The 14,194-nt window shown below is 39.7% G+C and carries 9 protein-coding genes and 4 pseudogenes; 7 read left to right on the top strand and 6 right to left on the bottom strand.

All coding sequences use genetic code 11. The features are described 5' to 3' along the window. Positions 1-617 precede the first annotated feature (617 nt). Positions 618-1,781, top strand: a complete 1,164-nt coding sequence (locus tag J502_RS14815) for a zinc-dependent alcohol dehydrogenase (RefSeq protein ID WP_005015436.1) — start codon at positions 618-620, stop codon at positions 1,779-1,781. 133 nt (positions 1,782-1,914) lie between these two features. Here the strand turns inward: J502_RS14815 and J502_RS14810 are convergent. The 5 genes and pseudogenes from J502_RS14810 to J502_RS14785 form a co-directional block, all read right to left on the bottom strand. Continuing rightward, a pseudogene (locus J502_RS14810) lies at positions 1,915-2,854 on the bottom strand (IS5 family transposase). Between the two features lie 167 nt (positions 2,855-3,021). Beyond that, positions 3,022-5,688 carry an excinuclease ABC subunit UvrA gene (locus J502_RS14805; protein WP_034684856.1) on the bottom strand — a complete coding sequence of 889 codons (2,667 nt, stop codon included), beginning with the start codon at positions 5,686-5,688 and terminating at the stop codon, positions 3,022-3,024. A 42-nt stretch (positions 5,689-5,730) separates the two neighbouring features. Beyond that, positions 5,731-6,953, bottom strand: a pseudogene (locus J502_RS14800) (IS256 family transposase). 93 nt (positions 6,954-7,046) lie between these two features. After that, complete coding sequence (acuI, locus tag J502_RS14790) at positions 7,047-8,024, bottom strand: acrylyl-CoA reductase (NADPH) (RefSeq protein WP_005015450.1); 978 nt, start codon at positions 8,022-8,024, stop codon at positions 7,047-7,049. An 81-nt stretch (positions 8,025-8,105) separates the two neighbouring features. Further along, positions 8,106-8,750, bottom strand: coding sequence for a TetR/AcrR family transcriptional regulator (locus J502_RS14785; protein ID WP_005015453.1), 645 nt, complete (start codon positions 8,748-8,750; stop codon positions 8,106-8,108). 328 nt (positions 8,751-9,078) lie between these two features. On the opposite strand from J502_RS14785, the gene J502_RS14780 reads away from it, so the two are divergent. From J502_RS14780 to J502_RS14755, 5 genes and pseudogenes are all read left to right on the top strand, one after another. Further along, positions 9,079-9,609 carry a PadR family transcriptional regulator gene (locus tag J502_RS14780; protein WP_005015457.1) on the top strand — a complete coding sequence of 177 codons (531 nt, stop codon included), beginning with the start codon at positions 9,079-9,081 and terminating at the stop codon, positions 9,607-9,609. After that, complete coding sequence (locus tag J502_RS14775; RefSeq protein ID WP_005015460.1) at positions 9,606-9,893, top strand: DUF3861 domain-containing protein; 288 nt, start codon at positions 9,606-9,608, stop codon at positions 9,891-9,893. Before J502_RS14780 ends, J502_RS14775 begins: the two co-directional genes overlap by 4 nt. A gap of 212 nt (positions 9,894-10,105) precedes the next feature. Continuing rightward, a pseudogene (locus J502_RS16725) lies at positions 10,106-11,439 on the top strand (ISNCY-like element ISAba32 family transposase). Between the two features lie 234 nt (positions 11,440-11,673). Then, positions 11,674-12,669 (top strand): zinc-dependent alcohol dehydrogenase family protein, encoded by a 996-nt coding sequence (locus tag J502_RS14760; RefSeq protein WP_034681687.1) that lies wholly within the window; start codon positions 11,674-11,676, stop codon positions 12,667-12,669. Continuing rightward, positions 12,659-13,675 (top strand): zinc-dependent alcohol dehydrogenase family protein, encoded by a 1,017-nt coding sequence (locus tag J502_RS14755; RefSeq protein ID WP_005404268.1) that lies wholly within the window; start codon positions 12,659-12,661, stop codon positions 13,673-13,675. The genes J502_RS14760 and J502_RS14755 overlap by 11 nt, the downstream gene beginning before the upstream one ends. A gap of 50 nt (positions 13,676-13,725) precedes the next feature. Here J502_RS14755 and J502_RS16720 read toward each other — a convergent pair. Then, a pseudogene (locus tag J502_RS16720) lies at positions 13,726-13,878 on the bottom strand (LysR family transcriptional regulator); the annotation flags it as partial. A gap of 102 nt (positions 13,879-13,980) precedes the next feature. Here J502_RS16720 and J502_RS14750 point away from each other — a divergent pair. Then, on the top strand, positions 13,981-14,194 hold a 214-nt coding region (locus J502_RS14750; protein WP_034684854.1), incomplete at its 3' end, for a helix-turn-helix domain-containing protein.

Here is a 14,194-nt window from a genome sequence, read left to right as displayed (position 1 = left end):
ACTATAGGATTTTATTAAGTTTAATAAAAAAGCTTATGAGTAATAAAAATGAAATATTGGAATATTATTTTAATAATCTCAATAACCATAATGTTATGCCTAACATTTTTCGTACTGTGTGTAGGACGCAAAGTTTGGAAAAATCTTATAGTTACCTTGATAATATCCACTCTCATTAGCTTCCTTATTTTATGCACTATAAATTTTTTATTTGGACATGGCATATATATTCCGTGGAGTGACCATAGCCATTGGACAGAGATATTAAGTATAGAAATAATACTCATGAGTTTAGTAATAGGGGGAGTTAGTACCTCTATGATTATGTTAGGGACATTTATTTCTAAAAATAATAGATAGCACAGAATTAATAATCTATAAGTTATAGAAATTACTAGATTTTTCTTTAATTCTGTTCTTTTCTATTCATTCGACACATAAGGTCACGAATTACGTAAACCCTATATAAGTTTATTTTTTAAACAGTTGAATACCTTATTTCATACATTAATTTACAGCGTGCTGTTTCATCCTAAGGCTCTAATACAAGCGTTTTTTAATTCTTGGCAGCCTTGCTACGAGTCTGTTTAATGTTGAGCTAGAAAGAGGAAATCCGCATGCGTGCTCTTACCTATCATGGTGCTCGGGATGTACGAGTTGAATCTGTTCCAGATCCAGTGATTCAGGAACCAGATGACGTTATTTTAAGGGTGACAGCCACCGCCATCTGTGGCTCAGATCTGCATTTATACCGGGGAAAAATCCCGGCCACTGAAGACGGTGATATTTTCGGCCATGAATTTATGGGAATTGTAGAAGAAGTCGGCCCACAAGTAACCGAAGTCAAAAAAGGTGATCGGGTAATTATTCCCTTTGTGATTGCATGCGGTCACTGTTTTTTCTGTGAACATGAACTAATGGCTGCCTGTGAAAATACCAATACCGGCCGTGGTGCAATTCTCAATAAAAAACAGATTCCACCAGGGGCAGCTTTATTTGGCTTTAGCCATCTGTATGGTGGTATACCGGGTGGTCAAGCTGAATATGTGCGGATCCCCAAGGGCAATGTCGGACCATTTAAAGTGCCAGGCTCCCTGCCTGATGAAAAAGTATTATTCCTGACCGATATTCTACCAACCGCCTGGCAAGCAGTAAACAATGCCCAAGTTGGTCGAGGTTCCAGTGTGGCGATTTATGGTGCTGGCCCAGTCGGTCTGCTGGCTGCTGCCTGTGCGCGGATGCTCGGTGCCGAGCAGATTTTTATGGTCGATCACCATCCTTATCGTCTGCGTTTCGCACATCAAACCTATGGAGTGATTCCGGTCAATTTTGATGAAGTCGATGCCGCTGAATTTATCATTCAAAATACCACGGGTTATCGTGGAGTCGATGCCGTCATTGATGCGGTCGGTTTTGAAGCCAAAGGCAGCATGCTGGAAACCATAATGACTAACCTGAAATTAGAAGGTTCGAGTGGTTCAGCGTTAAGACAATGTATTGCAGCGGTCCGCCGCGGCGGTGTGGTAAGTGTACCTGGAGTTTATGCCGGTCCAATTCATGGCTTCCTGTTTGGTGATGCCTTTGACAAAGGTTTAACCTTTAAAATGGGACAAACTCATGTGCATAATTACTTGCCGCAGTTGCTAGAACATATTGAAAATGGAGATCTGTCTCCAGATCTGATTATTACCCATCGCATGAAACTGGAAGATGCTGCGGAAGGTTACCGTATTTTTGATAAAAAAGAAGAAGACTGTCGTAAAGTGATTCTGACGCCATAAATATGATTAAAGGAAAGCGCCGTCAGGCGCTTTTTTATTTTTTATCATCATTTTATCAATCCTCTTTTTCTTGTTTTTAAGGGCTTTGTTGCACAAAGATTTGAAATGCAAAGCGCCCCTAATTGAGCCAAATTTAAGGCGTAACTTGGGTAAGTGGTCGACCTAATTCCGTAAATCTGTTAAGGACTGCTACACGTGCATGGATCTCATTCACTTGGCTATCAAAACTCCTTGCACTGAGTTTATCTCCTAATAATTTAATGCAGTGCATCTTAGTTTCAACCAAACTTCGCCGATGATAGCCTGACCATTTTTCCATAGTGTCCTGCCTAAACGCTTAACTGTTCGAAGTAATTCATTTCGCTCTAGCGAGCTACTCTTTGTATCTTTCCATGGTTTCGCATTTTCTCTAGGTGGAATCACCGCATGCGCTTGCCGATCTGCAATGACCTGACGGCATTGCTTGGTGTCATAAGCTCCATCGGTATAAACAGAGTCAATCCGCTCATCTTGTGGAATCTGATCAAGTAAATCACCAAGCACCTGTGAATTACTGACATTATTGGTTGTAAGCTGAACTGCTCGTATTTGTAGGGTTTTAGAATCTATGCCAATATGAAGTTTACGCCATTGGCGACGATATTCAGGTCCATGTTTCTTGCGTTTCCATTCGCTCTCACCTAGAAACTTCATGCCTGTAGAGTCCATGAGTAGATGCAGCCCATCGCTACTTTTTTGGTAGCTGATTGCAATATCAATATGCTTTTGTCTTCTACAAATGGTGGAATACGAATATCACTGATATTCGGGGCTGCTCAGCTGCAAAGTTTAATCAGACTTTGCACAAAGCCAGTGACCATGCGTAAAGACAGACGGAATAAGGATTTAATCATTAAGCAGCATTGGATGGCTGCGTCGGAGTATGTTTGATTTCGCCCTTGTTTGCCTTTTGATGGAGCATACCATTGCGTAGTAGGATCAAACCAAATGGCAATATCTCTGCGACTCATGAGTGCTCGGTTATATGCGGGCCAATTGGTTGTGCGGTAGATTTTCTGTGTAGGCTTCTTCATTTGAAAATTATATCGCTGAAAAAGCCATTACAGATAGGTTTGTGCAACAAAGCCCTTAGTTGAAAAAAACTTTTAGATTTCATGCTGACACACCACCTAAAACAAAAAAATATCTGATTGATTTTACAGGCTTTTAATTTAAGGTTTTATTCTACCCACTCGCAATATCAACGTTTAGTATCACGACTCACTAACTCATTAACTAAATATGGAGCAGTACGGCTATCTTGATTTTCTGTTATTTGTTTTGGTGTTCCTGCCACAACAATATTCCCACCAGCATTTCCAGCACCTGGTCCCACATCAATCACCCAATCTGCTTGTGCAACGGCACGCATATCATGCTCAATCATAACCACGGTATTACCCGCATCGACTAATCGCTGCAATTGAACTAACAATCGATCTACATCTGATGGATGCAAACCTGTAGTTGGCTCATCAAGTATATACAGTGTATTTCCACGCTGATTGCGTTGCAGCTCGGTCGCCAATTTAATACGTTGCGCTTCTCCACCAGATAATTCAGTCGCTGGTTGCCCTAAACGTAAATAACCAAGGCCAATTTCCTTTAATAATTGTAGTGAACGAGCAATCGAGACCTCTCCATCAAAAAAATCACGTGCTTCATTGACGGTCATTCCTAATACTTCAGCAATATTACGTCCATTCCAGCGAATTTTCAGAGTGTCATCATTATATCGAGCACCATGACATGTCGGACATGGGGCATATACACTTGGCATAAACAATAATTCTACACTGACAAAGCCTTCACCCTCACAAGTTTCACATCGCCCTTTAGCCACATTAAACGAAAAACGTCCAGCATCATAATGAGCTTGGCGAGCTTCAGGAGTCCCAGCAAATAACTTTCTAACATGATCAAATAAACCCGTATAAGTTGCCAGATTAGAACGTGGAGTACGGCCAATTGGTTTTTGATCAACCTGTACCAGACGCTGTATAGCCTCCACATCACCAGCCAGAGAACCCTGTGTAACCTCGGTAACCAACATTCCTTCATTTAAAGGATTATTTTCATTATTGTTTTCAGTTTCAGATTCATTGCCTAAATATGAAAGTACTAACTCGGGTAAAGCTTGAGAAACGAGACTAGATTTACCTGAACCTGAAATACCTGTAACTGCTGTAAGTACACCAAGAGGTATACGAGCATCAATATTATGCAGGTTATGTCGGTAAATATTGTTAAGTTCAAGCCAACCAGAGGGTGTACGTCCATAACTTTGAGTAACTGGGATTTTATTAAATAAATAACTTGCAGTACGTGAAGCTGAAATCTCACTTAAACCCTGAGGTACTCCACTATATAAAATATTACCACCTTGCTCTCCTGCATCTGGTCCAACATCCACTAACCATTGAGCACGACGCATGAGCTCTAAATCATGCTCTACAACAAATACGGAGTTTCCAGCGTCTCTTAATTTATCGAGAGAATCATATAATGACTGACTATCTGAAGGATGTAATCCAGCAGACGGTTCATCCAGTACATAAACTACACCAAATAGCATAGAACTTAATTGTGTTGCTAAACGCAAACGTTGTAACTCTCCCGCCGAAAGAGTCGGTGTGGCTCTATCTAATGTTAGATAACCAAGACCTAACTGGCGTAATTGATTTAAACGCCCCACCACACCATTTGCTAAACGCTGGGCAGCAATTTTCTTTTCATCTGAAAGTGCTGACGTACGTCTTACATCTGGAGATACAGAATGCACTGCTCTACCTGTTGTTGCTCGTTCAGATCTATCAAGTTGGGTTACTTTATTATTAGTCTTTTCTCCAGCATCATGAGCGTCTAAATTGCCAAGAACAATGGGCTCAAGCAGGCAAGTTAACTTATCCAAAGAAAGTTGCATAAACTCACCAATATCTACTCCAGCAAAGGTAATAGATAAGGCTTCTGGTTTAAGGCGTTTACCATGACAGGAAGGGCATATTTTTCCTTCCATAAAACGTGAAACACGTTTTTTCATCAACGTACTTTGGGTATTAGCAAAAGTATGAAGGACATAGCGACGAGCACCAGTGAAAGTGCCCATATAGCTGGGTTCTAGTTTACGTTTAAGTGCAGATTGAGTCTCAGCGGGGCTTAAACCAGCATAGACAGGAACTGTTGGGGTTTCTTCAGTAAATAAAATCCAGTCTCTATCCGATTGCGGTAAATCTTTCCATGGTCGATCAACATCATACCCTAGGGTTACTAGGATATCGCGTAAGTTTTGCCCGTGCCAAGCAGGTGGCCATGATGCGATAGCTCTCTCACGAATACTGAGTGTTGGGTCAGGAACCATTGTCGATTCTGTAACTTCATAAATGTGACCTAAACCATGACAGGTAGGACAAGCACCTTGAGGAGTGTTCGGTGAAAAGTCCTCGGCATATAACATTGGCTGATCGGCAGGATATGCACCAGCACGCGAATAAATCATTCGCACGAGATTTGATAAAGTTGTTACACTTCCAACAGAAGAACGGGTATTACTTGCACCACGTTGTTGTTGCAATGCTACTGCTGGTGGTAGACCATCAATAGCATCAACATCTGGTACTCCGGCCTGATCTATTAAGCGTCTTGCATAAGGTGCAACAGATTCGAAATATCTTCTTTGTGCTTCAGCAAAAATAGTTCCAAAAGCAAGTGATGATTTTCCTGAACCCGATACACCTGAGAAAACAACAAGTGCATTTCTTGGGATAGAAACATCTACATCCTTAAGGTTATGCTCACGTGCACCTCGAACTTCAATACAATTATTAGATAAAGTAATGTTATTGTGTTCACCAAAAGAATGTATTTTCATGTTTCTACGAGCCTGTAAATTATTTTGTGTAAGTCTCATTTTTTATAAATGATCTTTTAATCGATCATCGAACTGAATCGTAAACCAATTCATTGCTAAACGCCAATTTTGAATTGGCATGGTCCATTTTTTAGCAGCATTTGAAGTTGCTAAATAAATGACCTTTTTCACTGAATCATCAGAAGAGAAGATCTTTCTCTTTTTAGTTGAATGGCGGATCACGCTATTCAATGATTCAATTGCATTTGTTGTATAAATCGCATGACGTATTTCAGCAGGATAGCTAAAGATCGTTCGGATATTTTCCCAATTTGCCCGCCAGGATTCTCCAATTTTTGGATACTGGTGATACCATTGATCGCAGAAGATATCTAGGGACTTTAAAGCATTTTCCTTTGTACTTGCCTGATAGATCGCCTTCAATCCTGCTGTTACAGCTTTGTAGTCCTTCCAGCTCAAAAATCTCAGGCTATTGCGTACAACATGTACGATACACAGCTGGATATCAGTATGAGCGTAGACAGAGGCTATCGCATCAGGAAAGCCTTTTAGTCCTGAGAAGCGCTGCTTCGCAAGGCAGGCTACAAGAATATCTTGCACTCCTCGATTTTTAAGCTCTGTCATGACTGACAGCCAGAATTTGGAACCTTCTGTTTGAGCAAGCCACATGCCAAGAAGTTCTTTTTGGCCATCCAGGTTAATGCCTAATGCTAAATAAACTGATTTATTGATTACTGTTGAATGCTGACGAACCTTAACAACAATGCAATCTAAATAGACAACAGGATAAAGACTATCGAGTGTTCTATTTTGCCATTCTGTCACTTGTTCAATGACAGCATCCGTCACCTTACTAATAAGGGAGGCAGATACATCGGCATCGTACATTTCTTTAAAAAAGCAACAATTTCTCTATTTGTCATTCCTTTCGCATATAGCGAAAGAATTTGATCATCCATGCTAGTAATGCGTGTTTGATGCTTCTTAATAATCTGTGGTTTAAAAGAGCCGTCACGATCACGAGGGATATCTAAAGCAAGCTGCCCATCTTGTGTTAGAACTGTTTTGGAGCTAAAACCATTACGTGCATTAGATCCTTTCTTAGGTTGATGCTTTTCATAGCCTAAATGTTCAGAAAGCTCAGTATTCAGAGCGGTTTCGATCATGAACTTTTTAAATATGGCTGTCATTTGGTTTAAATCTTCAGGAGTTTTTAAACCTTTAGCTAATTCAGCTGCCATACTTTTGATTGTAGCTTCATCCATGTGAAGTACCTCTTTTTATTATCCTCAGTAGGATAAATGAAAATTAAGTACTTACACAAAATTTAGAACAGTCCCACAACTCATTTTGTTGAACTATATCTGTACAACAACTCTACCTCGAATTTTTCCATCTAAAATTTCATTTGAAATATTTAAAGCATCTGTTAACTGAATTTCAGTCGTTACTGTTTCTAATTTTGTTTGATCTAATTCTGTAGCCAAACGTTCCCATGCTTCTTTTCTTAATTCGATTGGTGCCATCACGCTATCAATTCCATATAAGGTAATCCCTCTTAGAATAAATGGAGCAACTGTTGCTGGAAAATCCATTCCGCCTGCCAAACCACACGCAGCAACTGCACCACGATATTTTGTACTAGCACATGCATTGGCTAAAGTATGGCTTCCAACAGTATCAATTACGCCAGCCCAAACTTCTTTGTTTAATGGCTTTCCTGGGGAAGATAATTCAATACGATCAATAATTTCACTCGCACCTAGATAGGTTAAATATTCTGACTCTTGAGGTCGACCAGTTGAAGCTGTAATCTCATAACCAAGATGATTCAAAATAATAATGGCAATACTACCTACTCCACCATTTGCACCTGTCACTAAAATTTTTCCATCACTTGGTTTAATACCATGTTTTTGTAAAGCCATGACACACAACATTGCGGTATAACCTGCTGTACCAATAACCATCGTATCTTTAAAAGAAAAAGCAGAAGGTTTTTGTATGAGCCAATCACCAGAAACAGTGACTTGCTCGGCTAGCCCTCCAAAATACTTTTCACCCACTCCCCAACCATTCAGTAGAACTTCATCTCTTTCTTTCCATGCTGGATGTTTTGATTCAATCACAACACCCGAAAAATCGATGCCTGGGGTCAAAGGAAAACTACGCACCACTGGTGAACGCCCAGTAATGGCTAAAGCATCTTTATAATTGAGTGTTGAATATTTGACTTCGACTCTAACCTCTCCTTCTTGTAAAGGCTTTGATGCAATCTCAGTAATTCGTGATGTGTAACCTGCTTCATCTTTAGTAATTACAATACCTTTGTACATAGAACTTCCTCTCCATTTAATTAGACTGCTTGTCTAGAATTAATTAAAAAATAAATACAGACGTCTGCATTTATTTTTTAATTAACTTTTTACGTGATTTTGTTGTTTTACAGCTAAAGTAAACAAGCGATAAAATGCATCTAAGGGACTTGTTGATTTGACCAAACGTGCTCTTAGAACTGCACCTTCCCACCCAATCCAAAACTGATAAGCAGCTTCATCGCAATCAGCTAGGCTATATTGTGAATTTGACTGATGTAGGCAATCAGAAACTAATTTCTCCCATACCTTAAAGATACTTTCGATTCGGGCAATGATTTCTTGTGGCAAATACGACACTTCTTGTCCTAAGTTACCTAAAATACAACCTCGTTTAAAATCATATTTTTGCATTTTTTCACCCGCATCTTTTACAAAATTTTGCAGCTTTTCTAGTGGGGAAAGATCAGTTTGACTTAAAAACTTATTCAATCGCTTCACAAAATAAAGTTCATAAGCATCTAAGACTTCTAAAATAAAAGCCTCTTTATTTACAAAATAATGGTAGAAAGACCCTTTAGGAACTTGGATTGATTTCATGAGATCGTGCAAGCTCATAGCATTCATTCCACGTTCGGTCAGTAACTCGATACCTCGGTGGATTAAAACTTCTTTAGTGTCTGCATAGTTACAACCGTGTTTGGTTGGTCGACCACGTGGTCTTTTGGGTGAGGAAGAATAATTCATATAATAAAAATAGACTATGTGACTAGAAATAACAACAATAAGATTATTTGATTGAAAATTTTATCTAAACGTCATCTAGTTCTCTTTTTTCACAGTACTTAGTCATTCATATAAATGCTCTTAAAAATCCTATAAGTTCATGTACTAATTTTTTATAAATTTCTATTATTTTTCTTCAAAATATTGAAATTAATAAATATATTGTAAAAATAATTTATAAACTAGATTTTAGGTAAACATAAGTTAAATGCGGGGATAAATAAAAGAATTGAAAATATATCTAAGATTTACTAAGATATATCTTAGTAAATCTTAGATATACCAACTTATGAATGAAACAACTGACTCTTTGCTGATAAATTCAGATAAGCCATCACGTAAAAGCCGTTTATTTGAATCTGGCCATATGAAATTGCTAGTGCTTTCTTTAATTGAACAAGCGCCTAGATACGGTTACGAAATTATTAAAAGCATTGGTGAGTTGGTAGGTGGTGGATATAGCCCAAGTACAGGCACAATTTACCCAACCTTATCTTATCTTGAAGACATGCAATTTGTTTCTATTGAAAAACCTGATGGTGACCGTAAGCAGTACAAGATTACAGTGACTGGTATTAACCATTTAAATGGTCAAAGAGAGCATTTAGAACATATCCTTGGCCGCTTAGAGACGCGACGTGAAATTCAAAATAATGATCAATATCTAGATATCTATCGTGCAATGGCAAACTTAAAAACATCATTGCGACTTAAATTAAAAAATAATGCACTGACTGAAGAAACAATTCATCAAATTGCTAAGAGCATTGATCAAGCTGCTGTTGATATTAGCTGTCTTAAAAATGAGGTAGTCCGATGAAACAACATAAATATCAAATTAGTGTAAAGCATCTTGTAGATCCAAAAGGACAGCCTTCAACTTACACTGAAGATCTTGTTTTTACTGCTTATAATCACGATGATATTTTCAAAGTTTTAGAAAAATTGCAGCAGAAAAAAATTATAGATGAAGAATCAATGAAATCTTTTGCCGTAGGATTAAAGCTTATGGGAGAAGTGTTATTAGAAAATAAAGATATTCCTTTATTTAAAGATTTTTCGCCGCAATTTATTGAATTTATTAAATCAATCAAAAAACTTTAACTTACGGAGTTAGTCCATTTAAATCTATTCCTTTGAGTTAATCCGATATGAAAAATATTTAAGGTTAAATTATTTAATTTTCTTAAAATTAACATAATACACCTTATACGAAATCAACATGTTAGAACCCATTTAAAGTGTCTATATTCTCACCAATAAAAATGTCTGGTTTATGATGGTTTTTATCACCATGGACTGGATATAAAATATAGATGCTGATCACTATGTCTGATAAAGAAATTCAACGTCTTGCAGTTCTGCAAGACGTTAGAGATCATCGTATTACCCAGGTCCGTGCTGCTGAAATCCTGAATCTTTCCACCCGTCAAATTACCCGGTTATTGCAGAAGCTCAATCAAGATGGTGTCTCAGGTATGGCACATGCCAGTCGTGGTCAACCGGGTCATCGTCGCCATGACGTCCTGTTAAAATCAGAATGTCTTTCCATTATTTCTGAACATTTACTTGGCTTTGGTCCTACATTGGCTCATGAGAAGCTCAGCAGCATGTTTGGCCTGCATATCCCGGTAGAAACGGTTCGTCGCTGGATGACTGCAAATGACCTCTGGATTCCTCGATCCAAGCGCCTGAAACGTCCATATCAGCCTCGATACAACCGTGATTGCTTCGGTGAGCTGATCCAGATCGATGGCTCATATCATGACTGGTTTGAAGGTCGAGCTTCCAAATGCTGCTTGCTGGTTTATATCGATGACGCCACTGGAAAGCTGTTGCATCTGCGCTTTTGTGAGGCTGAAACGACCTTTGATTATATGCTTTCAACCCGAGCCTACATTGAGCAATACGGCAAGCCTTTAGCGTTTTATAGCGATAAACACTCGGTATTCCGAGTGAATCAGAAATCGAGCCAAGATAGCCAGATCACGCAATTTGGGCGGATTCTGAATGAGTTAAATATTGATATTATTTCGCCAACTCACCCCAGGCCAAAGGCCGTGTGGAACGTGCCAATAGAACACTCCAGGATCGCCTGATCAAGGAAATGCGCCTAGAAGGTATCTGTTCAATTGCCGAGGCAAATGCCTGGCTGCCCTGCTTTATTGAGCATTTCAATCAGAAGTTTGCCAAGTGTGCGCGAAACTCAAAGAATTTACATCGGCCATTAACCGAATCTCATCTTGAACTGGATGATATTTTTACCTGGCAGGAACCGCGTAAGGTCACCAAGAATCTGACCCTGACCTATGACAAATGTATTTATCTGCTTGAACCGACAGAGCTGAATCATAAGCTTGTTGGGCAATATATTTCATTTCTGGAGTACCCGGATGGGACTGTGGCCCTCATGCACGAGGGACGAAAGCTCAACTACAGCATTTTCAATAAATTAGCTGGGCTACAGCAGAATGAGATCGTTGAGAATAAACGGTTAGGTACAGTTCTGGCACATATTCAGCAACAGCATGAAGAGTTGGAAAAACAGAATAAACGTTCCCGTCTCAAGAAAAGTATGCCGAGTCGTAAAGCTCAGAAAGCTGTTATTGAACAAAGAAAGTTAAATCCTGTGCTTGACTCTTGTGGTTAAAAACAGGACATTTTAAATGGTTTATCGCATAGACATTTTAATTGGTGAATAACACAACATGTAAGCCCGAAATAGAAATGTCCGGTTTAGGTACTGTACTAGCAAATCTTTAGTGAGCGGATGATATTTATTATTCATTATTTAGGAATTATTAAATCCTATAAATATCATTTATTGGATTAATTTACTTTGGTACTGTGCACATCATCCCCCAGTTAAAAATAAGGAACAATTATGAATAAGATGATGAATGCTCTTATCCTAGAAAATTTTGGTGATCATGAATTTACACGTGTAGAACTCCCTATACCTCAACCAGAGGCTGGGCAAGTTCTAGTACGTATTCATGCTAGTGGTGTAAACCCTATTGATTATAAAATTCGTCTTGGTGAAGCACCATATGCTATGCCAGAGCTTCCTGCCGTGTTGGGAACAGATATGGCTGGGGGTGTAACTGCTATTGGTGAAGGTGTCACTCACTTCAACGTCGGAGATGAAGTTTACGGTCTGATTGGTGGCGTTCGTGGTCTTCAAGGATCTTTAGCAGAATATGTTGTAGCAGATGCTGATCTGATCGCATTAAAGCCACGGAATATCTCTATGCGCGAGGCAGCAGTACTACCATTGACGTTCCTCACCGCTTGGGAAGGTTTAGTGGATAATGCTAAGGTCCAACCAGGGCAAACTGTACTGGTTCAGGGTGGTGCTGGTGGCGTTGGTTATATGGTTGTTCAGCTTGCAAAAGCACTTGATGCAAATGTTTGGGCGACTGGTCGTACAGCTGATCAATCACTGATTTCAGAACTCGGTGCAACACCTCTCGATTACACAACAGCATCTTCCGATGACATTATTGCTGCAAGCCCTGAGGGTCAAGGTTTTAACATTGTTTACGACACTGTGGGTGGTCCAGTACTCGAAGCTTCACTTTCCATGACAACTCACTATGGCCACATTACCAGCTGTGCTGCATTTGGTAATCATAATTTAGCGATTTCATCTCTACGGTGTGCCACACTGTCTGGCGTATTCGTCCTATTGCCGATGTTAACAGGCAATCGCCGTTCTCATCATGGTGATGTCCTTAAGATCGCCACTCGTCTCGTTGAGGAAGGTAAACTGCGTCCTATTGTTGATCCTCGTCATTTTACACTAGACCAAGCGATTGAGGCTCATGATGCTGTTCAAGATCGCTCTGCCAATATTAAGGTCGTTATTGATGTCATTTAACGCACTTCAGGCCAAGACTTGGCGCTTCAATTGTATTGGAGATACAGATGTTCTGACATTAGAAACCCTTCCTGTGGCTTTACCAGCCGCAGGAGAAGTTCTAATACAGATGAAAACGATCGGACTCAACCGGGCTGATGTAATGTTTCGGCGTGGTACTTATATTCAAAAAGCAGTATTCCCCTCTCGTCTGGGATATGAGGGAGCAGGCGTAGTTCTTGCGATAGGTGAAGCTGTACGTCAATTTTCTCCAGGAGATGCAGTATCGATTCTTCCGACTGACAATCTAGCTAAATATGGGACATATACGGACAAGCTTCTGATTCCAGAAACTTTTTTAGTTCACAAACCCGACAGTTTAAGCTGGGAAGAAGCTTCTTCAATCTGGATGCAGTATTTGACGGCTTGGGGTGGTGTAATCCATGCTGGTGGAGTTTCGAAAGGAAAAACGATCTTGATCACAGCAGCTTCAAGTAGCGTAGGACTAGCTGCGATACAGATCGCTGAAGCAGCGGGTGCTAAGGTAATTGCAAGTACACAGACGATAGAGAAAAAGCAACGTTTACTAGATCTCGGTGTTAAAAATGTTATAGCCAGTGAAGATGAACCAGATTTGTATGAGGCGCTTGTTTTACGTTTGGGTGGAGAACATCTTGATGTCGCCTTCGATGCTGTAGGAGGGCCACATATTGAACAGATTGCAAAAGCGATGTCTGTGGGAGGAACTATGGTCATGCATGGTGCACTTAGCCCGGAGATCACACCATTTCCCCTTAAAGTTGCATTACGCAAGAGCTTAACCATGCGAGGTTTTTTGTTCCTTGAGGTTCTCCATGACCCTGTTCTAAGGGAGCAAGCCAGACGATTTATTCTTAGCAGTATAGGTGCAGGATATCTTCGTCCAGTGATCGACTGTTGCTTTAACTTTGAGGACATGCATGACGCTCAGCGCTATCTTGAATCAAATCAGAAAATAGGAAAAATTGTAGTTACTCTAAATACATGATGGTCTTATCTGATTTCTACTTTCTAGAAAAAAGGTTAGTTCCATCTGATTCAGGTTTCTATATGGCCCAACACTTCCGCTAAGTAATCAAACAATGCTCGGATTCGCAAAGGTGTCGGGCCCCGCTGTGGACGATATAAATACAGGCGCCAAACTGGAGAGGTTTCCTCATGAAGTATCTGAATGAGCTTACCACTCCTAAGCTGTATTAGTTCAGACTTGATCGTACATTCTTCTTGAAAAAGAGAAAGTTACCCGTTTTGATAAAGGTGTCGAAATCTTAATCAAACAAAGGTAACTTTCTTATGTTGCATACTAACAATCAAATCATTAAACACAAAGTAGGTCTGCTTAATTTAGCTGAAGAGCTTCAGAATGTATCCAGAGCATGCAAAGTGATGGGTGTTTCAAGAGATACATTTTATCGCTATCAGGAATTAGTGAAGTCTGGTGATATTGACGCACTGATTAATAAGTCCCGTCGAGTACCAAATTTAAAAAACCGTGTAGATGATGCTA

The organism is Acinetobacter sp. 1294596, from assembly GCF_000582925.1.
Lineage (GTDB): Bacteria > Pseudomonadota > Gammaproteobacteria > Pseudomonadales > Moraxellaceae > Acinetobacter > Acinetobacter radioresistens.
The sequence above is the reverse complement of the archived record's forward strand: the minus strand, read 5'-3'. Positions and strand labels throughout refer to the sequence as shown.

Coding starts and splice junctions, on each gene's coding strand:
- acuI (WP_005015450.1), bottom strand. CDS start 8,024: ATGTACAAAGGTATTGTAATTACTAAAGATGAAGCAGGTTACACATCA.
- J502_RS14760 (WP_034681687.1), top strand. CDS start 11,674: ATGAATAAGATGATGAATGCTCTTATCCTAGAAAATTTTGGTGATCAT.
- J502_RS14775 (WP_005015460.1), top strand. CDS start 9,606: ATGAAACAACATAAATATCAAATTAGTGTAAAGCATCTTGTAGATCCA.
- J502_RS14815 (WP_005015436.1), top strand. CDS start 618: ATGCGTGCTCTTACCTATCATGGTGCTCGGGATGTACGAGTTGAATCT.
- J502_RS14780 (WP_005015457.1), top strand. CDS start 9,079: ATGAATGAAACAACTGACTCTTTGCTGATAAATTCAGATAAGCCATCA.
- J502_RS14785 (WP_005015453.1), bottom strand. CDS start 8,750: ATGAATTATTCTTCCTCACCCAAAAGACCACGTGGTCGACCAACCAAA.
- J502_RS14805 (WP_034684856.1), bottom strand. CDS start 5,688: ATGAAAATACATTCTTTTGGTGAACACAATAACATTACTTTATCTAAT.
- J502_RS14755 (WP_005404268.1), top strand. CDS start 12,659: ATGTCATTTAACGCACTTCAGGCCAAGACTTGGCGCTTCAATTGTATT.